Raw genomic sequence first — 22,295 nt, forward strand, 5'->3', positions numbered from 1 at the left:
CCGAACCAAAGGTATGCCAGGCATCACGACTGCTGCCCAGCGTGCACTCTGTTTTTATTCGAGGTGACGCAACGGGTGCGCGTGAGCCGGCCAGGCGGGAGCGAAGAATTGGCTGACCATCTCTGGCGTGACATCGTTCAACGACTGCGGATTCCACTTCGGGGCATTGTCCTTGTCGATCACCACCGCACGAATACCTTCCAGAACCTCGCCGTGCTCGAAGCTACGCCGGACCATCGTGCGCTCCAGGCGCAGGCAATCGGCGACGCTCATGCTGGCACCAAGACGCAACTGCGCCAGGGTTACGCACATCATCAACGGCGATCGCTTGTTCATCACAGATAACGTCTTTTGCGCGAACTGGCTCGCATCTCCAGCCAGCGACGCGCAGATCGCACGAACATCATCATGGGCGAAATGCCTGTCGATTGCGTCGCGTTCGGTAGCCAGCATGCTCCTGGCCGGATCGGCCTGCGACCGGAACGGTTCTGCAAACGCCTGCACGGCCTGGCGAATGTCGCCTGCGGTGTGGGTTACCAACAGTTCCAGCAGTGCGGGCAGTTTCTCCACGGGTACGAACACATCCGCCAGGCCGGCGTAAAGCGCATCCGCTGCACTGATCGTTTCGCCCGTTACGCCAAGATATGCGCCAATCTGGCCGGGTGCCCGGGAAAGGAAATAACCCCCGCCGACATCAGGGAACAACCCGATGTTTACTTCGGGCATGGCCATCTTGGTACGTTCCGTCACGACGCGCATGCGATTGCCTGTCCCGGCTTGTGCCACGCCCATTCCGCCGCCCATCACGATGCCATCCATGAAGGCGATATAGGGCTTAGGATAATAGTGGATCAGGTGGTTGAGCGCATATTCCTCGGTGAAAAAGTCCTCGAGAAGTGCGCTGCGGCCTTTCGGTGTGCTCGATCCGGCTTCGTAGAAGAATCGGATATCGCCGCCGGCGCAGAATGCCCTTTCGCTGGTGCTGTTGATCACAACCGCGTGAATGGTCTCGTCGGCACGCCAGGCGAGCAAGGCTTTCGTCATCGACCGGATCATGTCGAGTGAAAGCGAATTCAGAGCCTTGGGGCGGTCCAGGGTAATAAAGCCTGTTTTGTTCTTGACGGAGAGTTGGACGAGGTCAGTCATGTCGGAGCATTTTCATCAATGAAGGTCGGGCTATTTTATCGAGAATGGAAAAGGCAAGCAGTCGCTGCACTGACATTTTGCATTTGGTGCTTGTGCGCTTGTCGTCAGGCTCGCGACAACAAAAAGAAAAAGGGGCATCGAATCAAGCCTCTCGCTTAACCTGTTGAAAGCGGTTGATTGACCGGGCAAATAGCCCCGTAAGTTCAACGACTTACGGGGCTTTCTGTTTGTCGAACTCAATCACGCCAGAGGATGCTGAACCTAGCCCGGCTCCAATGGTGCTCAAAAGGGTCGACGCTGAACTCACAGCAGGCGCACGGCGTCTGTTGCGGATAAAGTTCAGCGAGCCCCGCTGATTTCCAAGGCACAGATTATCGTTTTGGCCGGTCGGAAGGTTCCTGCAGTTCGCTTATACCCCTGCATTCGCCGCAGCACCTTGGCGACCCCGACCAATGAAAAAAGGCCGCATCCTTGCGAATGCGGCCCTTCAATCAGCCTTTGGCTATCCCAAAACCTTCAACAGGTTAAGCGAGGGGCTTGGCATCGAATGCCCCTTTGCTTATCCGCCGATTGCCACTCGCGCGACTTGCTCAGGTCGCCGCAGGTTGCTCTACCATGCGCTTGATGCCTTCGTGCTGATGATCCTGGACCTTGGTCTTGTACTTGAGAACCTGGCGGTCCAGCTTGTCGACCAGCAGATCGATCGCAGCATAGAGGTCTTCGGCAAAGCTCTCCACATGAATCACATTTCCTCTCAAACGCAGGTTGACCTCGGCACGCTGTCGTTTCTCCTTCTCTGACGGTTTTTCAACACCCAAGATGACTGCAACATCAATGACATGATCGAAATGACGTCTGATTCGCTCCAGCTTCGTATTCACATACTCGCGAATAGAAGGGGTCAGTTCGAGATGATGTCCACTGATTATCAGATTCATACAGCGCTCCTATGGATAGTGTCGCTGGCGGTTCGCAACGTGCCCGATTGCATCTCCGCGTAGCAGGCTACGCCGGAACACAGCAACAAAGACAACACTACAACACGATAATTACAGGGATTTTCGCAGGTTGACTGGAGGGATCTTGAGAGCTTCGCGGTACTTCGCCACCGTGCGCCGCGCGACGACCATGCCTTGTTCTCCCAACATGTCTGCGATTTTGCTGTCAGAGAATGGATTCTTTGGGTCTTCTGCTCCTATCAATTGTTTGATCAGTGCGCGAATCGCGGTTGATGAAGCTTCTCCCCCCGCTTCGGTCGCCACATGGCTGCCGAAAAAGTACTTCAACTCGAACATGCCGTGAGGGGTGAGCATGTATTTCTGAGTTGTCACGCGAGAAATAGTGCTCTCGTGTAAGCCCAGTGTATCAGCAATTTCACGCAAGACAAGAGGGCGCATCGCCACTGCGCCATGCGAGAAAAAGTTGCGCTGTCGATCCACAATCGCCTGGGCCACACGCAGGATCGTGTCGAAACGCTGGCGCATGTTTTTGATGAGCCATTTCGCTTCTTGAAGCTGCGAAGTAAGCGATCCCTCACCTTTGTTTTGCTTCAGGATATTCGCGTACAAGGCATTCACACGCAGCCGGGGCATGACGTCATGGTTGAGCATCACCTGCCAACCGTTCTTCGTGCGCTTGACGATCACATCGGGAACGACATAGTCCGACGTGTCGGATGCGAACAAGGCACCTGGATGTGGATTGCACTGCTTGATCACATGCTGTGCCTCGCGCAGGTCTTCCTCATCGCAGTCGAGAACTTTCTTCAGCTTGTTGAAATCGCGCTGGGCAAACAAGGCAAGATGGTTCTCGACGATGTCCAGCGCGCGGCGCCGCGTCACCAGTGGCACCTTGGGGAAGCGCCTAATTTGGATTGCCAAGCATTCGGAGGCATTGCGCGCGCCCACACCAGCAGGCTCGAAGCTCTGCAACAATTTCAGTGCGACCGACAACTCCTCCGGCTCGACCTCCAGCTCTTCCGGCAAGCGTGCATGGATTTCTTCCAGCGACTCTTCGAGATAGCCATTGTCATTCAACGCATCTATGATCAGTTCCACCAACCCACGGTCACGTGGCTCGCGTACGGTTACCCGCATCTGCTCCAGCAGGTGTTCACGCAGCGTCGTTTCATGTGCTTCGAGCTGCGGACGGGCTTCATCATCTTCCGGTGCTTTCGATGTACGAGCCACATCGTCAAAGCTCCATTCATTTTCACTGGCGGATGTCCCTTCGGAGGCATCGTTGCCCGCAAAAGCAGCTTCTGTTTCGTCGGCGCCGGACGAGCCGTTGGCATCCGTCACTGGCACATCGCCGCTGCTCGTTGTTCCGGGGCTGATCGCGCCATCAGCAAGCAGGCGCACAGAATGATCAAGAGGATCATCGACCCGCTCGAGGAGCGGATTGTCGGACAGGATTTGTTCCAGCTCCTGATGCAGCTCCAGCGTCGACAGTTGCAGCAGGCGTATCGACTGCTGCAACTGGGGCGTCAGTGCCAGATGTTGCGAGATGCGAAGTTGGAGTGTCTGTTTCATGCCTGTTTGGTTCTTCCTTACATCCGGAAGTGCTCACCCAAATATACGCGCCGTACGGACTCGTTCGCAATGATGTCGTCCGGTCTGCCGCTGGCCAGGACCGAGCCCTGATTGATGATATAGGCGCGGTCGCAAATGCCAAGTGTTTCACGCACGTTGTGGTCGGTAATGAGCACTCCGATCCCGCGCTCCTTCAGAAAGCGTACGATACGTTGGATCTCGATGACAGCAATTGGGTCCACCCCGGCGAAAGGTTCATCCAGCAGTACGAACCGAGGGTTGGTTGCCAGCGCGCGTGCAATTTCCACGCGCCGCCGTTCTCCGCCTGATAGCGACAAGGCCTGGTTCTCGCGCAAACGCTCAATCTGCAGGTCGGCCAGCAAGTCGTTCAGGCGCTTGTCAATTTCGGCACGGTTTAGCGGCTTGCCGTTGACACGTTGCAGTTCCAGTACCGCCCGGATGTTTTCCTCGACGGTCAGCTTGCGGAATACCGATGCTTCCTGCGGCAAATAGGACAAGCCAAGCGTGGCACGCCGGTGAATCGGCAGGCGCGAGATCGCCGTCCCATCGAGATTGATTTCTCCTGCATCGGACGGTACCAAGCCGACAATCATGTAAAAGGACGTTGTCTTGCCGGCGCCATTGGGGCCCAGCAGGCCGACGACTTCGCCACTTTCCACCTGAAGCGATACATCATGCACCACCTGACGAGAGCCGTAACTCTTCTGCAAGCCGCTGACGGCCAGTGTGCTTGTCATGTCATTGATCCTTTGACTCGGTGCGCGGCTGGATCGTCGCCTTGATCCGACCGCCACCCGGCTTGCTTTCGCCGGTTGCCGTGTTGTTGACCGTGAAGAACTCGGCGCGGCTGTCATATGAAATGAATTCGCCTTCCACTTCATCGGTCGGCTTGCTGCCTTCGAGGCGACGAATCATCGCCTTGGAAAACAGTTTCACGATTTCCGTCTTGCCATCATATTCGATACGTTCTGCGTGTCCCTCAACCCATTGGTTAGGGCCGGCATCGCGTTTTTGGCGGAACGTCGCAAGTCCGCCGGCCGGTGCAAGGAGAGTGGCGAACTGATAGCCGGCCGGATCCTGCGTCACAATCATCTTGTGTGCTCGCATGGTTAATGTGCCTCGGGTAAGAACCACATTGCCGGTGAATGTATTGATCTGTTTTACGTCGTCGTAAGCCATCTGATCGGCCTCGACATTGGTTGGCTTGTCGGAGTCGGCTTTCTCAGCGTGTGCGTTGCCGGTGGCAACGGCCGTCAGCATCAACAGCAACAAGAAAAAACGTTTCATGAACAATCTCGAAAGTGATGCATCAAGTTATATCGGATTAACGCAACGGGGCTTGATACGTGCCATGAACATTGCTTGTCAAACGTAGTTCGCGCGTCGCGTTATTCACATACATGCCGGTGCCGGTCAGTTTTGATTGGCCTAGCGTGATTTCCGCAGGCTTATCCGTCTTGACAACATCGTCATCGGGCAATAAAAGCAGGTAATCCGATGCAACATGCATCGGCTCAACATCTGGAGCTGCCGGGCGATCGAGATGCACGTTGTCATACATATGCACCTCGCTGCTGTCGCTGTTGATCGTTGCACGATCCGAGCGCAGGGTTATCGGCGGATTCGCCTTGTTCAAATTGCTTACCACCGGCTGAACGATGTCGTAGGAGTCGTCTAGTGGATTGTGCGTCATCTTGTCGCCGGAAAAATGGTACTGAGCTTTTCCTTCCTGCGATATTTTGACGTAGCTGAATTTCTCGACGTAAAAATCCGGCTCGGTCCTCTCCACTGCCGGCAGCACATCTTCCGTCGCACGGCGCATGACCTCGTACAGCCAGAAACTGCCGAGCGCCAAGCCGATCATCAGTACCAATACAGCGGCAAGGCGAACCCGCCTTGCCGTGCGCGCATCGTTCATGCCAGATACGGCGCCAGAGCCGCCTCGTAATTACCTTGCGCCCGCATGATGAAATCGCACAATTCGCGGGCGGCGCCCCGTCCGCCGGCTGCCTGTGTCACGTAATGCACACGTGACCGGACTTCCGGATGGCCGTTGGGGACGCTCGCGGCAAAGCCGGTTCGCAGCAGGATCGGCAAGTCGATGACGTCGTCGCCGATGAATCCGCAGGCGCTGGCAGCGATGCCGGTTTGCGAAAGCAGCTGCTCGAATGCAACCAGCTTGTCATGCACGCCTTGCTGCACATGTCGAATGCCAAGGTCGGCGGCACGACGGGCGACAATCTCGGATTTGCGGGCGCTGATGATGGCGGTGGCCACGCCGGACTGCTGCAGAAGCTTGATGCCGTGCCCATCGAGGACATTGAAGGTCTTGATGGTTTCGCCGTCCGGGCCGTAATGCAGGCTGCCGTCGGTCAAAATGCCATCCACGTCGAAAATCATGAGCCGAATGCGCGCGGCCCGGGCGACAGCGTCCTCCTGCATCAGATCACCTTTGCGCGCGTGAGGTCGTGGATATGCAATGCGCCGACGAGCTTGCCCTCGGCGTCGGCGACCAGCAGTTGGTTGATGCGGAATTGTTCCATCAGCTCGACGGCCTCGACGGCCAGCTGGTCCGGGCCGATCGTACGCGGGTTCGCATGCATGACGTCGGCCATCTTCAGCTTGCCGAAGTCCTGCGCCGCTTCGATCAGACGACGCAAGTCGCCGTCGGTGAAGATGCCGAGAACGCGGTTTGCCTCGTCGACGATAGCCGTCATTGCCATGCCTTTGTTCGTGATTTCCAGCAAGGCCCTCGGCAACGGGGTATCCGCCGCAACTGACGGAATGGCATCGCCACTGCGCATGACATCTCGGACATGCGTCAGCAGGCGACGGCCGAGGGCGCCACCGGGGTGCGAGCGGGCGAAATCCTCTTCGCGGAAGCCGCGGGCGTCGAGCAGGGCAACGGCAAGCGCATCGCCTAGTGCCAGCGTCACCGTGGTGCTCGCCGTGGGGGCGAGGTTCAGCGGGCAGGCTTCTTTGTCGACGCGGGCATTGAGGTGGATATCCGCCAGCTTCGCCAGCCGAGAGTTTTCGTTGCCGGTGATGGCAATCAGCTTGGCTCCCATTCGCTTGATGATCGGGATGATCGCGATGAATTCCGCAGCCTCGCCGGAATTGGAGATCGCGATGACGATGTCATGTTCGGTGATCATGCCGAGGTCGCCGTGGAGCGCTTCGGCGGCATGGACGAACAATGCCGGCGTGCCGGTCGAGGCCAGCGTAGCGGCGATCTTGCGGGCGATATGGCCGGACTTGCCGATGCCGGAGACCACAACACGTCCGGTTCCATGCATCAGCAGCGCAACGGCTTGAATAAAACTGTCGTCCGCGCTGTTGGACAGGCGGTCTTTCAGGGCCAGGATAGCGTCGGCTTCGATCTGCAGCGTGGTGCGCGCCAGTTCCAGCGCGCGTTGTGCAGTTTTTGCATCAAAAGCTTTCGACAGGGTTTTCGCATCGATTACACTCATGCGGGAAGTATAAACGAATTACGAAAGCAAAAAATCTGCCAGTCACAACAAAAATATCCTTGCGCTGCCGCCTTGTTCATCGGTCGATTTTCCCCAAGTCATTCATTTAAAAAGGAAAAGTCGAGGCGGCTTCGCTTGCCGTGCCTTGCCTGCCGGACGGGCGGACATGCAACAGGTTTTCGTGTCAGTGCGGATTTGAGAGCTTTTTATCAGAGAAACAGCGTCGGCAACAGCAGTACTCGATTTGACCTTCTGGACAACCCATGTTTTCGGCTCTTGAACTGACGCTCATTCTGCTCGGTGCTGCCGTGCTGGGCGTCGTCGCGTTTCGCATGATGCATCTGCCCCCGATGCTGGGCTACCTCATTGTCGGTATCGTCATCGGCCCGCATGCGCTCGGTCTGGCGGCAGAGAACCAGACGACACACACCTTGGCCGAGTTTGGCGTTGTCTTCCTGATGTTCTCCATCGGTCTGGAGTTCTCGCTCCCCAAACTGGTTTCAATGCGCCGCATTGTCTTCGGCCTTGGCATGGCGCAGGTTTTGCTGACCATTGGTGCGGCCATGCTGTTCGGCTGGCTGATGGCCTTTTTCCTGCCGCAGCTGATGGCAATCAGTTGGCGCGCCGCTTTTGCACTCGGTGGTGCGCTGGCCATGTCGTCCACGGCGATCGTCTCGAAGCTGTTGACGGAAAGGCTGGAGCTGGAAACCCCCCATGGCAGGCAGATCATCGGCATCCTGCTATTCCAGGATCTCGCCGTGGTGCCGCTACTGATCCTCGTCCCGGCGCTTGCCGGCGACTCCGATGACCTGTTGGCGACGCTGGCGCTCGCGGGCATGAAAGCCGGCATCGTGCTCGTTCTGCTTCTCGTGATCGGCCAGCGTCTGATGCGAAGCTGGTTCCGGATCGTGGTGAAACGGCGGTCCCAGGAGTTGTTCATGCTGAACCTGCTGTTGATCACGCTGGGGGCCGCATGGATTACCGAACGTGCCGGCCTGTCTCTGGCGCTTGGCGCGTTCGTCGCCGGCATGCTGATTTCGGAAACTGAGTACAAGCATCAGGTGGAGGAGGACATCAAGTCGTTTCGCGACGTGCTGATGGGCTTGTTCTTCATTACGGTCGGCATGCTGCTCAATGTGCGGCTGGTGATCGACAACTGGTGGCTTGTCCTGTTGTTGCTGACGGTGCCCGTGGTGCTGAAGTTTGGATTGATCGCTTTTCTGGCCCGCCTGTTCGGTGCGACAACCGGTGTGGCGCTGCGGACCGGCCTCGGCCTAGCCCAGGCGGGCGAATTCGGCTTCGTGCTGCTGAACCAGGCTGGCGGGCTCCGGTTAATGGATCCGCTGCTGATTCAGGTCATCCTCGCCTCAATGGTGCTGTCGATGCTGATAGCACCGTTCATCATCGCAAAGTCTGATGCCATCGTCATGAAGCTGTCGGCCAATGAATGGATGATGCAATCGCTGGCGCTGACACAGATTGCGACGCGCACGATGACGACGCAAAGACACGTACTCATTGCCGGCTTCGGCCGTAGCGGCCAGAGCCTCGCCAAGCTGCTGGAAGAGGAGGGGATTGCCTATCATGCGCTCGACCTCGACCCGGACAGGGTGCGGGAGGCGCAAGCCGCCGGCGCCAACGTGTCCTACGGCGATGCGGCGCGCCGGGAGAGCCTCGTCGCAGCAGGCATTCACCGTGCTGCGGCACTTGTGGTCACGTTCGCCAATACGCCGTCTGCGCTAAAGGTATTGCATTTCTCCCATGAACTGGCGCCGGCACTGCCGGTCATCGTTCGCAGTCACGACGATGCGGATCTCGACAAGCTGCAGGAAGCCGGCGCGGCCGAAGTGGTGCCGGAGGCGATCGAGGGCAGCTTGATGCTCGCTTCGCATGCACTCGTGATGCTCGGGGTGCCTCTTCGGCGCGTGGTGCACCGGGTGCAGGCCGCGCGCGACGAGCGCTATGCCTCCTTGCGCGGTTACTTCCATGGCACTAACGAAGACGATGCAGAGTATCTGCATGTGCGATTGCATTCTGTCACGTTGACGGAAGGGGCCCGTGCTGTCGGCAAGCCCCTGGCCGCCTTGATGCTGCATGAGGCGGGCGCCGAAGTCACGACTTTACGGCGAGGCAAGAGTCGGATCGAAGTCACACCCAATACGGTGCTGCAAGCCGGCGATATCGTTGTACTGCGCGGAGCGACGGAGGGCGTAGCGCGCGCGGAAGAGCGGCTGTTGAAGTAGGTTCGTATCTTTCCACAAAGAAAGCGGATTCCGAGATATCTCGCTACAATTTCCGCCCCCTCCTCGAAAGTGCGCACCAATGCAAGCGTTTGAACGCATCCTCGGCATCATCCTGCCGGTCTTCATCATCATCGGCCTCGGATACGGTTATGCACGCCTGCGTGGCGAACGCGTCAGATCGGACATGACGTCGGTGAACCGGGTAAGCATGGATGTGCTGTGCCCGCTGCTGGTCTTTACTGCGCTGGCGGCAAAGGACTTCGATCTGGTGCATAACGGCATGCTGATCCTCGCCGGCATTCTGATCGCACTCGGTTCCGGCCTGATAGCCTGGCCGCTGGCGCGCATGTTTGGCTATGACGCGCGCACCTTCATCCCGCCGATGATGTACAACAATTGCGGCAACATGGGGTTGCCGCTTGCGGTGCTCGCTTTCGGCACCGCTGGACTGCCGGCCGCGGTTGCCTTGTTCATGGCGTGCAACCTGATCTACTTCTCCGTTGGTATCAAAATCATCGAAAGCGGGCGCAATGTCAGCACGCCGCTATGGAAGTTCATGCTCAGCCCGATGATGATGGCGATGATGATCGGCATGGTGTTCGCGATCTTCCGCATTGCCTTGCCCGATCCGCTGATGCTTGCGCTGAAGATGCTGGGTGATGCCTGCATCCCGCTGATGCTGTTTGCACTTGGTGTGCGCATGCTGGATGTGAACTTCAAGAGCTGGCATATCGGGCTCGTCGGTGCCATCGTGTGCCCCGTCGGCGGCCTGATCGTTGCGTGGCTGCTTGATGGCGTGCTGCCGCTGACGCCAATGCAACGCGGCCAGATGTATCTGTTCGCTTCACTGCCGCCGGCAGTCTTCTGCTTCATGGTGGCCGAGCAGTACAAGCAGGAACCGGACAAGGTCGCCTCGATCGTCTTGCTCGGCAATCTTGCTGCTCTGGCTTTTGTGCCGCTTGGGCTGTGGATGGGACTGCCTGACTGATATTGCGCAATTCAGCGGCGATCCGTTCAGGCTGCTATTTTGTCGGAAGTACGTCGAAGCGCCCCTTGGGGACGGATGCATCGTCGATGTCGGCGACCGCGACTTCGCGCACTCGTGCGGCGCTTGGTCCGCGCCGCGACCAGGCGACAATCTTGTCGATTGCATCATGATCGCCACTCACCGCTGCCTCCACCGATCCGTCGGCACGGTTGCGCACCCAACCGTCGAGTTGCAAAGCGCGCGCCTGCGCTTCAAAGGAGGCGCGATAGCCGACGCCCTGCACCAGTCCAACGATAAGCAGATGCTTGGCCATGTCGCCTCCTTGTTTTGCGTTCCTTACTTCTTCTTCAGCATGGGCGCGAGATACTTGCCGGTGAAGCTGGCCGGTGTCTTCGCCACATCTTCCGGCGTACCGGTCGCGATGATCTGACCACCGCCCGCGCCACCTTCCGGTCCAAGATCGACGATCCAGTCGGCTGTCTTGATCACATCAAGGTTGTGCTCGATGATCACGACCGTGTTGCCCTGGTCGCGCAGGCGGTGGATGACTTTCAGCAGCAGGTCGATGTCATGGAAGTGCAGGCCGGTGGTCGGCTCGTCCAGGATGTACAGCGTGCGGCCGGTGTCGCGCTTGGACAGTTCCAATGACAGCTTCACGCGCTGTGCCTCGCCGCCCGACAACGTGGTCGCGCTCTGGCCGAGACGGATATAACCGAGGCCGACATCAAGCAGCGTCTGCAACTTGCGCGCAACAACCGGCACTGGCTTGAAGAATTCAAACGATTCCTCGACCGTCATCTCCAGCACGTCGTGGATGTTCTTGCCCTTGTACTGCACTTCCAGCGTTTCGCGGTTGTAGCGCTTGCCGTGGCAGACGTCGCAAGGCACGTAGACGTCGGGCAGGAAATGCATCTCGACCTTGAGCACGCCGTCGCCCTGGCATGCCTCGCAGCGGCCGCCCTTGACGTTGAAGGAGAAGCGTCCCGCGCTGTAGCCGCGTTCCTTCGCGGTCGGCACTTCGGAGAAGAGTTCACGGATCGGCGTAAACACGCCGGTGTAGGTTGCCGGGTTGGAGCGCGGCGTGCGGCCGATCGGCGCTTGGTCGACGTTGATTACCTTGTCGAAGTGCTCCATGCCGGTGATTGACTCAAACGGTGCCGGTTCCGCCTGCGAACCATACAGATGGCGTGCAGTGGCGTGGTACAGCGTGTCGTTGACCAGCGTCGACTTGCCCGAGCCGGACACGCCGGTCACGCAGGTCAACAGGCCGACCGGAAGTTCCAGCGTCACGTTCTTCAGGTTGTTGCCGGTTGCGCCGGAAATGACCAGCTGACGCTCCGGATCGGCAGGCGTGCGCTTCTTCGGCACGTGGATGGCCAGCGTGCCGTTCAGGTACTTTGCGGTGAGCGATTTCTTGTTCTTCAGGATGTCGGACAGCGGGCCTTTGGCAATCACTTCGCCGCCATGCACGCCGGCGCCGATACCCATGTCGACGATGTAATCCGCGCAACGGATTGCATCTTCGTCGTGCTCCACGACGAGCACGCTGTTACCAATATCGCGCAGGTGCTTGAGCGTATTGATCAGCCGGTCATTGTCGCGTTGATGCAAGCCGATCGATGGCTCGTCCAGCACGTACATCACGCCGGTCAGGCCGGAGCCGATCTGCGACGCGAGGCGGATGCGCTGCGCTTCGCCGCCGGACAGCGTATCGGCGCTGCGTTCCAGTGACAGGTAGTCGAGGCCGACGTTGTTCAGGAACTTCAGACGCGCCGTGATTTCCTTGATGATGCGGTCGGCGATTTCCTTCTTCGCGCCGGTCAGCTTCAGCTTCTCAAAGAATTCCAGTGTGTCGCGCAGCGGTGTCTTTGCGATCTCGTAGATCGATCGCTCCTGCCTGCCGGTGCCCACTTTAACGTAGCGTGCTTCGACGCGTAGACGCGCGCCCTTGCAGGACGGGCACTCCTTCTGATTGATGAACTTCGCGAGTTCCTCCCTCACTGCAACCGAGTCTGTTTCGCGGTAACGGCGCTGCAGGTTGTTGACGACACCTTCGAACGTGTGTTCTCGCACCACGGCGCGGCCGCGCTCGTTGATGTAGGTGAAAGGAACTGTCTGCCTGCCGGAACCGTACAGCACCACCTGCTGTGCCTGGTCCGGCAAATCATCGAACGGCAGGTCAAGGTCGAAGCCGAAATGCTCAGCGATGCTCGACAACATCTGGAAATAGAACTGGTTGCGGCGGTCCCAGCCCTTGATTGCGCCGCTGGCCAGCGACAGGTTCGGGAAGGCGGCGATGCGCTTCGGATCGAAAAATTCGATGTGGCCGAGGCCGTCGCATTCCGGGCAGGCGCCCATCGGATTATTGAAGGAAAACAGGCGCGGCTCGAGCTCCTGCAGCGAGTAGCCGCAGGTCGGGCAGGCGAACTTGTTGGAGTACAGGTGCTCTTTGCCGGTGTCCATCTCGAGTGCAATCGCGCGACCTTCCGCCAGGCGCAGCGCGGTCTCAAAGCTCTCGGCCAGCCTTTGTTTCATGTCGGCGCGGATCTTCAGACGGTCGATGACGACATCGATCGTGTGCTTCTCGGTTTTCTTTAGCTTCGGCAGGTCGTCGATTTCATAGATCTTCGCCGCATGCGTGCCGCTCTGGATGCGGAAGCGGATGAAGCCTTGTGCCTGCATCGCCTCGAACAGGTCGACATGCTCGCCCTTGCGGTTGGCCACCACCGGCGCGAGGATCATCAGCTTGGTGTCTTCCGGCATGGCGAGCACCGCATCCACCATCTGCGACACGGATTGTGCCGCCAGTGGGTTTTCCGGATGGTCGGGGCAGTAGGGCGTGCCCACGCGTGCATACAACAGGCGCAGGTAATCGTGGATCTCGGTCACCGTACCCACGGTGGAGCGGGGGTTGTGCGAGGTCGCTTTCTGCTCGATTGAAATTGCCGGCGAAAGGCCTTCGATCAGGTCCACGTCCGGCTTTTCCATCAGCTGCAGGAACTGGCGGGCATAGGCAGACAGCGATTCCACGTAGCGCCGCTGGCCTTCTGCGTACAGCGTGTCGAAGGCAAGCGAGGATTTGCCCGAGCCGGATAGGCCGGTGATCACGATCAGCTGGTTGCGGGGTAATTCAAGATTGATGTTCTTGAGATTGTGCGTACGGGCGCCGCGAATTCTTATTTCATCCATGAACTGCTTTCATCTTGCGCCCAACGTGACTGTACGATGGGCTTAATACGGGTCAACCTGATACTATAACGGGTTTTGAAGCCGCTCGTATCCGGCCCGGTTACCCCATTTTCCTGATGTCCTCCAATCCGTCCGACGACCTCAATCCCCGCATGACCCGCACGGAAATCCGTGCAAGCCTGTCATTGGCTTCGATCTTTGCGCTTCGCATGCTGGGCATGTTCCTCATCCTGCCGGTGTTTGCCGTGCACGCACGTTCGATGCCGGGCGGCGAAAATGCGACTCTGGTCGGTTTGGCAATGGGCATTTACGGCTTGACGCAGTCGTTCGGACAGATTCCCTTCGGTGCCGCATCCGACAAATATGGCCGCAAGCGGGTGATCGTGATCGGACTGGTGCTGTTTGCGCTCGGGTCGTTTATTGCCGCAGCGACAACCAGTCTGGTGTGGGTCATTGTTGGCCGCGCGATCCAGGGCGCGGGGGCAATTTCCGCTGCCGTCACGGCGTTCATCGCGGATTCGACACGCGATGAGCATCGCACCAAGGCGATGGCAATGGTCGGCGGCTCGATCGGGTTGACCTTTGCGATCTCCCTGATTGCTGCCCCTGTGATGTACAGCATGATTGGCATGAGCGGCATCTTTGCGCTGACCGGCATTCTGTCCGCGCTCGCGATCCTGGTAGTGGTTTATGTCGTTCCCGCGGCGCCTCCAAAACCGCTTGCAAAGCAGGTGCCGTTTGCGTCGGTGCTGGCGAACGCGGAGTTGATGCGGTTGAACTACGGCGTGTTCGCGTTGCATCTGACCCAGATGGCAATGTTTGTCATCGTGCCATCGGCGTTGGTGCAGTACGCCGGCTTGCCGGTTGCCGACCACTGGAAGATTTACCTGCCTGTCATTGTTGCGTCCATGGCATTGATGCTGCCTCCGGTATTTGTCGGCGAAAAAAAAGGCAAGATGAAACAGGTATTTCTCGGTGCAATTGCATTAATGCTATTGGTGCAAATCGGGTTATGGGGCTTCTTCTCGCAGCCGACCATGCACTGGTCGGTGCTGGTGCTGCTGCTGTTTGCATTTTTCGTTTCATTCAACATTCTTGAGGCATCCCAGCCTTCGCTGGTATCGCGCATTGCCCCTCCGGCAGCAAAAGGGGCGGCGCTCGGCGTCTACAACACCTTGCAGGCACTCGGGCTGTTCTGCGGTGGCCTGCTGGGTGGCTGGCTGCAGCAGCAACTCGGCGCATCGAGCGTGTTCCTGGTTGCTGCAGGACTGACGATGGTCTGGCTTATAATTGCGGCAAGCATGAAAAACCTGCCGCGCCGTGGTGCCGCGGCTACCGCATCCGGCACCTGATCCGCGCACGTCATACCCGCATTTCGTATTCCCATTCGCACCACGATTACTATTGAGTCAGCTCTAGGAGAAATTTATGGCATCCGTCAACAAAGTCATCATCGTCGGCAACCTGGGGCGCGATCCTGAAACGCGCTACATGCCGAACGGTGATGCGGTCACCAATATCGCGGTCGCGACCACCGAAAGCTGGAAAGACAAGAACACCGGCGAAAAGAAGGAATTGACCGAATGGCATCGTATTACCTTCTACCGGAAGCTGGCGGAAATCGCCGGCCAATACTTGAAGAAGGGTTCGCAGATTTATGTCGAGGGCCGTCTGCAGACCCGCAAATGGACGGACAAGGACGGCGTTGAGCGCTACACGACAGAGATCATCGCCGATACCATGCAAATGCTCGGCAGCCGCCAGGGAATGGGCGGCGGCATGGGTGGCGGTGCACCGATGGATGACGAATACGGCAGTGCCCCGGCTCCACGTCAGAATGCGAACGCGGGTGGCGCAGCACGCGGCGGTGCGTCCCGCCCGGCGCCGAACTTCAGCGATATGGATGACGACATCCCGTTCTGAAGCGCACCTTGTCAGAAGTGCCAACGATGAACCGGCCTGATATAGGCCGGTTTTTCTTTATGTTGGCTTGAACGTCGACATGCCTTGGCGTATCCCGGAAAAATCTTGAGCGCACCAAAGCGGGGCTGGTAACATACGGCTTTTCTGTCGGCAACTTATTGTTTTTGCGATTAATTTTCAACAAAGTTGCCTCTTTTTGTTGTTTTGTTAGCAAGTTGAGATCATGAACACTGCAAATGCCGCGAACTATGATGCCGCCCTCCAGCACGAGGTCGCAGAGCTGATTATTGAGGCATTGAACCTGGAAATCACTCCGGAAGAAATCAACCCCGACGATCCGCTGTACGGCGACGGACTGGGACTGGACTCGATCGATGTACTGGAAGTTGCGCTTGTCGTTTCCAAGCGCTACAAGCTGCAACTGCGCGCCGATAGCGAAGACAATCACCGTATTTTCAGCTCGCTGCGTACGCTGACCGACTATATTGGCGCCCAGAGAGCGGCCTGATGCCCCGCCTGCTTCAGTTCGGGCGGCGCGCGGCGATTGCGGCGCTGGCGATTGGCTATGTGCTGCTGGCGCACTATACCAATGTCGCCCAGACTGAAACGCTCGGTACGATGGTGGCGCTGGCACCCATCGTGCTCGGCGGTTTTTCGATGGTATGGAACTCGACTTGGCGCAAAGCCATGCTCGCCGCGTTCGTTGTCGCATGTGTGCTCATCATCGTTGCGTGGAACCGGCTTGAGCATCACTACAGCCTGATTTACTGGATCGAGCACGCCGGCACCGAGCTGGTCCTGGGTATCACTTTCGCGCGTACGCTCGCTGCCGGCCGCGAGCCGATGTGCACGTACTTCGCACGGCTTGTGCAAGGGCAGCTGTCGCCGGTAATGGAGCGCTATACCCGGCAGGTGACACAGGCATGGGTAGTTTTCTTCAGTTTCATGGCGGCGGCATCGACGCTGCTTTACTATGCCGCTCCGCTGGAGATCTGGTCCGCCTTCGCCAACTTCTTTACCGGCCCGCTGATCGGCCTGATGTTCCTCGGCGAGTATATCGTCCGCCGGACGCTGCACCCGAACATGCAACATGCGCATATCCTCGACGCCGTGAAAGTATTCTGGAAAGCTCCAGCCCGCTGAACACGCAGCCGCAGACTCGAAACACACCATGTCGAAGTTCCCCCTGATTACCCACGAACGCGCAGAAAGCGTCCTCGCGTGGCGCGACGGAAAGCCGGTCAGTGCCGCGCGCTTCCTGGCCGATGTGGCGACACTTTGCAGCGTTCTTCCCGCGGGCAGGCACATGCTCAATGCCTGCAGCGACCGCTACCGATTCACGGTCGGCCTCGCGGCCGCACTTGTCAGCGGCAAGGCCAGCCTGCTGCCTTCGACGCAAACACCGGAGATGATCCGGCAGATGCAGCTGTTCGCACCCGATGTGTTTTGCCTGACCGATGCGGCCAACTGCGCGATTGCGCTGCCGCAGGTGCTTTTCCCGGAGCTGCGCGCGGCGGTCGACGCGAAGGCACCTTACGAGGTGCCGCAGCTGGACGGGGCACAACTGGCCGCCTATGTTTTCACATCCGGCTCTACCGGTACGCCAGTGCCGCACCGGAAAACCTGGGGCGCGCTGGTGCGTAACGTCCGCGCGGAAGCAAAGCTCTGCAAGCTGGATGACGGGCGTGCGCATGTCGTCATCGGCACTGTGCCGCCGCAGCATATGTACGGCTTCGAATCGACGGTGCTGCAAGTCCTGCAAAGCGGAAATGCGTTGTACGCCGGTCCATATTTCTATCCCGCCGATATCTGCAACGCGATCAGTGAAGTGCCCCGGCCACGAACGCTGGTCTCGACCCCTGTCCATCTGCGATCAGTGATCAGTGCCGGGCTCGAGATTCCCTCGGTCGATCTGCTGATGTCGGCAACGGCACCGCTGTCGCAGGCGCTGGCGCAAGAGCTGGAAGAGTGCTTCCGGGCTCCGCTTCTTGAAATCTACGGCAGCACTGAGACGGGGCAGATTGCGGTCCGCAATACGGCGACCACCCAGGAATGGGAGCTGTTTGACGGCGTTGTCTTTACCGAAAAAGATGGTGTCACCTGGGCTTCCGGCGGACATGTCGAGCAGCCGACACCGATGAATGATGTCATCGAATGCCGCGATGCAAACCGTTTCTTGCTGCATGGACGCAAGGCCGATCTGGTCAACATCGCCGGCAAGCGCAACTCGCTGGCCTACCTGAATCTGCAGCTGAATGCGATTCCCGGCGTTGTCGACGGCGCATTCTTCATGCCCGACGAGGTTGTGGACGGCGTGACCCGCCTGACCGCCTTCGTCGTTGCGCCGGGGCTGACGCCCACCGCACTGATGGCCGCACTGCGCGCACGCATCGACACGGTATTCCTGCCGCGCCCATTGGTATTCGTCGATGCACTGCCGCGCAATGCGACGGGCAAACTGCCGCGTGAGGCCTTGCAGCAACTGGCTCGTTCCCGTGTCGAACAGGCAGGCAAGGAGAGTGCATGAGCGCGCAAGAGGTCGCATTGCCGATTGCGCCGGACCATCCGGCCTTTGCCGGTCATTTCCCGGGCACGCCAATCGTGCCGGGCGTGGTTCTGCTCGACGAAACGCTCCATGCCATCGGTTCGGCCCTCGGCATGGATCTGTCGTCCTGCGACATCAGCAGCGTCAAATTCCTCAGTCCAGTGAGCCCGGGCGAAGCGGTGCACGCCAGTTTTGACATGACGAGCACCGGTGCAATCAAGTTCGATATCGTCAGCGGCGAACGCAAGATCGCGACCGGCTCGATTCGTCCACACAAGGACAGGTAAGCAACGATGGTCGTCTCGAACGAAAGCGGCGCCGAGTGGGCGCGCAGCCCGGAACGCAGCAACATGCTGATGCTGCGGATCATGACCTGGATCTCGCTCAGGCTGGGTCGCTCCGCGGGTCGCGTCGTGCTGCACCTCATTGCCGGCTACTTCCTCCTGTTTGCGCCCGCCAGCCGCGCAGGGTCGCGCGCCTATCTCGGCCGTATCCTTCAACGTCGCGTACGATGGACGGACATCTACAAGCACTTCTTCTGGTTCGCCTCCACCATTCATGACCGCGTGTATTTGCTGAACCAGCGCTTCGACTTGTTTGATATCCGGGTCCATGGCGAGCAATTGATGGAGGAAATGCTGGTCGACGGCGAGGGGTTGTTCCTGATCGGTGCGCACATGGGCAGCTTTGAAGCGACTCGTGCGCTTGGGCGTCACCATGCCGGGCTGAAGGTCGCGATGGTGATGTACGAAGAAAATGCGCGCAAGATCAACAGCATGCTTGCCGCAATCAATCCTTCCGCACAGCAGGACGTCATCGGACTGGGGCGAGTCGACTCCATGCTGAAGATCAAGGAGCAGCTCGACCAGGGGACGCTGGTGGGCATGCTGGCTGACCGCTCGCTGGGGGACGACAGCGTGCGCACGATACGCTTTCTCGGCGACGACGCGCATCTGCCTGTCGGGCCGTTCCGCATGGCTGCGATCATGCGCCGCCCGGTGGTGTTCATGGTCGGCCTTTACCTTGGCGGTAACCAATACGAGATCCATTTTGAAAAGCTCGCCGATTTTTCGCAAAGCGCTGCCGGACAGCGCCAGGCGGAGATCGAACGTGCAATGGCGCGTTACGCCCAGCTGCTGGAGCAGTACTGCTATCGCGCGCCCTACAACTGGTTTAACTTTTTTGATTTCTGGCGCTCGGCGGTGCCCGGGAAAGAAGAACAGGCAGTGAGGAGCAGGCAATGAGTAATTTTTTATCCCGAGGTCGTTTGCGTGGCATCTTCGCCATCGCATTACTGTCGGTGCTGCAGCCGGCGGCAGTATTTGCAGCAGGGTGGGATATCGACCAGCTGATGCAATCCTTGGCAAAAAACAAGGCCGGGCACGCAACCTTCGCGGAAAAGAAATACATCGCCCTGCTGGATCGCCCGGTGGAGTCGTCCGGTGAGCTGCGCTACACGGCACCGGACCGCCTCGAAAAGCGCACGATCAAACCCAAGCCCGAAAACATGCTGGTGGACGGCGACACGCTGGTGATGGAGCGCGGGCGCCAGAAACACACGCTGCAGCTCCAGGAATACCCCGAACTTGCCGGCTTCATCGGCAGCATCCGCGGCACGCTGTCCGGCGACCGCAAGGCGCTGGAGGCGTCGTTCCGGCTGAAGCTGGACGGGGCGGCGGACCGCTGGACGCTCACCCTGTATCCAACCGATGCCAAGCTGCTGACTTCGGTGCATCTCATCGAGATTGCCGGCGCGCGCGATGATGTGCGCAGCATCAACATCATCCAGACGGACGGCGACCGCTCGATGATGACCATCGAACGCGTTGCAACGCAATGAAGCGGCTGCCGGTCCAGCGCCGCACCATTGCCATCCTGGCTTGGCTGCTCGGGCTGTTGCTTTGCGCCGTCGTGATTGCCCGCACGACGTTTACCGCGGATCTTTCCGCATTCCTGCCGGCGTCGCCGACCAAGGAGCAGCAGGTACTGCTCGACCAACTGCGTGACGGCGTCGTCTCGCGACTCATCCTGGTCGGCATCGAGGGTGGCGATGCGCCGACGCGTGCGGCGCTGTCCAAGGGCATGGCGCAGCAATTGCGCAATGATGCCGCTTTTGTCACCGTCAACAACGGCGAACCTGTGCATACCGAAAAGGACCAGGCTTTCTTGTTCGGTAACCGGTATCTGCTGAGTCCCGCAGTGACGCCGGAGCGCTTTACCGGCCAGGGGTTGCATGACGCATTGAGCGAAACGATCGACCTGCTCGCGTCTCCCGCCGGCATGCTGATCAAACCCTTGTTGCCGCGCGACCCGACCGGCGAAATGATCAAGCTGTTCGAACAGATGAATGGCGGTAACCGTCCACGGATGAGTCATGGCACCTGGGCGTCGCGCGATGGAGAAAGGGCGCTGTTGATTGCGCAGACCTGTGCCGCCGGCGCCGATACCGATGGCCAGCAGCTGGCGATGGAAAAAATCCGCGATGCATTCAATACCGCAGTCAGGCAGCAAGGCATGACCGCGGCCGCCGCGAAACTGGTGATGACCGGGCCCGGCGTGTTCTCAGTCTTGTCACGTCAGACGATTGAATCCGAAGTGACTCGGCTATCGGTGATCGGGACTCTCATCATCGTTGCGCTGCTGTTGACCGTCTATCGTTCCTTCACTGCCCTGGCGCTTGGCCTGTTGCCGGTGATCTCTGGTGCTGTCGTCGGCGTTGTGGCAGTCAGCCTTGGTTTTGGCCTCGTGCACGGGATCACGCTCGGCTTCGGGACGACGCTGATCGGCGAAGCGGTGGACTATTCGATTTACCTGTTCGTGCAGTCGCGGCAGGCAGCCGCCGGGGCATCCGCCACATCGACCGATTGGGTGGCCGATTTCTGGCCGACGATACGCCTGGGGGTAATGATCTCCATCGTGGGCTTCGCGTCGCTGCTCCTCTCCAGTTTTCCAGGGCTGGCGCAGCTCGGGGTGTATTCAATTGCCGGCCTGGCTGCAGCGGCATTGGTGACGCGCTTCGTGCTGCCGCACCTGTTGCCGGCCGATTTTCGTATCCGCGATGTATCTGCCATTGGCAACAGGTTGTCGCATCTGGTTGCGCATGCGTCGCTGTTGCGCTGGCCGTTATTACTTGTGACGATCGCCGCCGCGGTGATTGTGGCGCAGCATCGTACGACGCTCTGGAACGCGGAGCTGTCCTCGCTCAGCCCGGTCGCCAAGGCAGATCAAGCGACTGATGCCCGTCTGCGGGCGGACATGGGCGCGCCGGACGTGCGTTATATGGTGGTTGTTTCCGGCAAGGATCGCGAAGAGGTGCTGGCCTCGGCGGAGAAGGTATCGGAGCGGCTCGCAGTGCTGGTGGAGAACGGGGTGTTGGCGGGGTTTGAAAGCCCGGCACGCTACCTGCCCAGCATCGCCAGCCAGCGTGCGCGCCAGGCAAGTCTCCCTGCGGACGATATCGAACAGCGCCTGGAGCAGGCGACGGACGGCTTGCCGGTACGCGCCGCGGTGTTTGCACCCTTCCTGCAAGATGTTGCTGCCGCCAAGGCGCGGCCGCCGCTGCAACGTGCCGACCTCGATGGCACATCACTGGCACTCGCCGTGGATTCGCTGCTGTTCCAGCGCGGCGACCAATGGAGCGCAATCCTTCCGTTGATGGCGCCGGAATCGACCGCACACACCATCGGCATTCCAACGGAGCCGATTCGCGCAGCGCTGGCTGCGGCAGGACAGTCGAATGCCCTGTTCGTCGATCTCAAGACAGAATCGGATCACCTGTATTCCGGCTATCTGCGCGAAGCAATGCTGCTGTCGCTGGCCGGTGTTGCCGGCATCCTCCTCTTGCTGGCCATCTCGCTGCGCTCGCCGTTGCGGATGGTGCGTGTCATGTTGCCGCTTGCGGCTGCGGTCATCACCGTTGTCGGTATCCTCGTGCTGTGTGACCAGCGCCTGACGATCCTGCATCTTGTCGGGCTGCTCCTGACGGTCGCCGTGGGCTCGAACTACGCGCTGTTCTTTGGAGCGGGGCAGAATGCAACGATCTCCCCGCAGACCCTGACATCCCTTCTGTTCGCGAACCTGACGACGGTAGCCGGTTTCGGCCTGCTTGGCTTTTCGCAGGTACCGGTGCTGCAAGCGATCGGCACGACAGTCGGCCCCGGCGCTGTACTGGCATTGGTGTATGCCGCGGTCTTTTCGTCCCGCCGACCGGCTGCAGCTACTGACGTGAAGGCGGCCTGA

19 protein-coding genes and 1 pseudogene are annotated in these 22,295 nt (G+C 59.3%); 10 read left to right on the top strand and 10 right to left on the bottom strand.

The features are described from left to right. Positions 1 to 54: 54 nt before the first annotated feature. The 8 genes from ACYVIA_RS11715 to ACYVIA_RS11750 form a co-directional block, all read right to left on the bottom strand. Positions 55 to 1,146: an enoyl-CoA hydratase/isomerase family protein gene (locus tag ACYVIA_RS11715; protein WP_460840937.1), complete on the bottom strand. Its 1,092-nt coding sequence runs from the start codon at positions 1,144 to 1,146 to the stop codon at positions 55 to 57. 590 nt (positions 1,147 to 1,736) lie between these two features. After that, a complete protein-coding gene (gene hpf / locus ACYVIA_RS11720) occupies positions 1,737 to 2,084 on the bottom strand; it encodes a ribosome hibernation-promoting factor, HPF/YfiA family (RefSeq protein ID WP_460840939.1) in 348 nt (115 codons plus the stop codon). A 111-nt stretch (positions 2,085 to 2,195) separates the two neighbouring features. After that, positions 2,196 to 3,677 carry an RNA polymerase factor sigma-54 gene (locus ACYVIA_RS11725; RefSeq protein WP_460840940.1) on the bottom strand — a complete coding sequence of 494 codons (1,482 nt, stop codon included), beginning with the start codon at positions 3,675 to 3,677 and terminating at the stop codon, positions 2,196 to 2,198. 17 nt (positions 3,678 to 3,694) lie between these two features. Continuing rightward, positions 3,695 to 4,435, bottom strand: coding sequence for an LPS export ABC transporter ATP-binding protein (gene lptB / locus ACYVIA_RS11730; RefSeq protein WP_460840942.1), 741 nt, complete (start codon positions 4,433 to 4,435; stop codon positions 3,695 to 3,697). 1 nt (position 4,436) lies between these two features. Continuing rightward, a complete protein-coding gene (gene lptA, locus ACYVIA_RS11735; RefSeq protein WP_460840943.1) occupies positions 4,437 to 4,985 on the bottom strand; it encodes a lipopolysaccharide transport periplasmic protein LptA in 549 nt (182 codons plus the stop codon). Between the two features lie 37 nt (positions 4,986 to 5,022). Next, the gene (lptC, locus tag ACYVIA_RS11740; RefSeq protein ID WP_460840945.1) at positions 5,023 to 5,616 is read right to left on the bottom strand and encodes an LPS export ABC transporter periplasmic protein LptC; all 594 of its coding nucleotides are present in this window, start codon (positions 5,614 to 5,616) and stop codon (positions 5,023 to 5,025) included. Further along, a complete protein-coding gene (locus tag ACYVIA_RS11745; RefSeq protein ID WP_460840947.1) occupies positions 5,613 to 6,140 on the bottom strand; it encodes a KdsC family phosphatase in 528 nt (175 codons plus the stop codon). Before ACYVIA_RS11745 ends, lptC begins: the two co-directional genes overlap by 4 nt. Beyond that, positions 6,140 to 7,168: a KpsF/GutQ family sugar-phosphate isomerase gene (locus ACYVIA_RS11750; RefSeq protein ID WP_460840948.1), complete on the bottom strand. Its 1,029-nt coding sequence runs from the start codon at positions 7,166 to 7,168 to the stop codon at positions 6,140 to 6,142. The genes ACYVIA_RS11745 and ACYVIA_RS11750 overlap by 1 nt, the downstream gene beginning before the upstream one ends. Positions 7,169 to 7,431: 263 nt before the next feature. On the opposite strand from ACYVIA_RS11750, the gene ACYVIA_RS11755 reads away from it, so the two are divergent. Beyond that, on the top strand, positions 7,432 to 9,411 hold the full coding sequence (locus ACYVIA_RS11755) for a cation:proton antiporter domain-containing protein (protein WP_460840950.1): 1,980 nt from the start codon (positions 7,432 to 7,434) through the stop codon (positions 9,409 to 9,411). Between the two features lie 79 nt (positions 9,412 to 9,490). Continuing rightward, a complete protein-coding gene (locus ACYVIA_RS11760; protein WP_460840952.1) occupies positions 9,491 to 10,399 on the top strand; it encodes an AEC family transporter in 909 nt (302 codons plus the stop codon). Between the two features lie 34 nt (positions 10,400 to 10,433). Here the strand turns inward: ACYVIA_RS11760 and ACYVIA_RS11765 are convergent, their stop codons facing one another. Both ACYVIA_RS11765 and uvrA read right to left on the bottom strand, forming a co-directional pair. Then, a complete protein-coding gene (locus ACYVIA_RS11765) occupies positions 10,434 to 10,712 on the bottom strand; it encodes an acylphosphatase (RefSeq protein WP_460840954.1) in 279 nt (92 codons plus the stop codon). Positions 10,713 to 10,735: 23 nt separating this feature from the next. Continuing rightward, positions 10,736 to 13,588 carry an excinuclease ABC subunit UvrA gene (uvrA, locus tag ACYVIA_RS11770; RefSeq protein ID WP_460840956.1) on the bottom strand — a complete coding sequence of 951 codons (2,853 nt, stop codon included), beginning with the start codon at positions 13,586 to 13,588 and terminating at the stop codon, positions 10,736 to 10,738. Between the two features lie 152 nt (positions 13,589 to 13,740). Between uvrA and ACYVIA_RS11775 the strand changes: the two genes are divergently transcribed. From ACYVIA_RS11775 to ACYVIA_RS11810, 8 genes and pseudogenes are all read left to right on the top strand, one after another. After that, entirely contained in the window at positions 13,741 to 14,940 is a 1,200-nt protein-coding gene (locus ACYVIA_RS11775) for an MFS transporter (protein ID WP_460841087.1), read from the top strand. Between the two features lie 76 nt (positions 14,941 to 15,016). Then, entirely contained in the window at positions 15,017 to 15,511 is a 495-nt protein-coding gene (gene ssb / locus ACYVIA_RS11780; protein ID WP_460840958.1) for a single-stranded DNA-binding protein, read from the top strand. A 223-nt stretch (positions 15,512 to 15,734) separates the two neighbouring features. Beyond that, positions 15,735 to 16,019, top strand: coding sequence for a phosphopantetheine-binding protein (locus ACYVIA_RS11785; protein WP_460840960.1), 285 nt, complete (start codon positions 15,735 to 15,737; stop codon positions 16,017 to 16,019). After that, the gene (locus ACYVIA_RS11790; protein WP_460840962.1) at positions 16,019 to 16,654 is read left to right on the top strand and encodes a COG4648 family protein; all 636 of its coding nucleotides are present in this window, start codon (positions 16,019 to 16,021) and stop codon (positions 16,652 to 16,654) included. The genes ACYVIA_RS11785 and ACYVIA_RS11790 overlap by 1 nt, the downstream gene beginning before the upstream one ends. Positions 16,655 to 16,682: 28 nt before the next feature. Beyond that, a pseudogene (locus ACYVIA_RS11795) lies at positions 16,683 to 18,343 on the top strand (AMP-binding protein). Between the two features lie 6 nt (positions 18,344 to 18,349). After that, on the top strand, positions 18,350 to 19,300 hold the full coding sequence (locus ACYVIA_RS11800) for an LpxL/LpxP family acyltransferase (protein ID WP_460840964.1): 951 nt from the start codon (positions 18,350 to 18,352) through the stop codon (positions 19,298 to 19,300). Beyond that, positions 19,297 to 19,896, top strand: a complete 600-nt coding sequence (locus ACYVIA_RS11805; protein WP_460840965.1) for a LolA-related protein — start codon at positions 19,297 to 19,299, stop codon at positions 19,894 to 19,896. The genes ACYVIA_RS11800 and ACYVIA_RS11805 overlap by 4 nt, the downstream gene beginning before the upstream one ends. After that, the gene (locus ACYVIA_RS11810; protein ID WP_460840967.1) at positions 19,893 to 22,295 is read left to right on the top strand and encodes an MMPL family transporter; all 2,403 of its coding nucleotides are present in this window, start codon (positions 19,893 to 19,895) and stop codon (positions 22,293 to 22,295) included. The genes ACYVIA_RS11805 and ACYVIA_RS11810 overlap by 4 nt, the downstream gene beginning before the upstream one ends.

It is taken from the genome of Noviherbaspirillum agri (assembly GCF_054780595.1).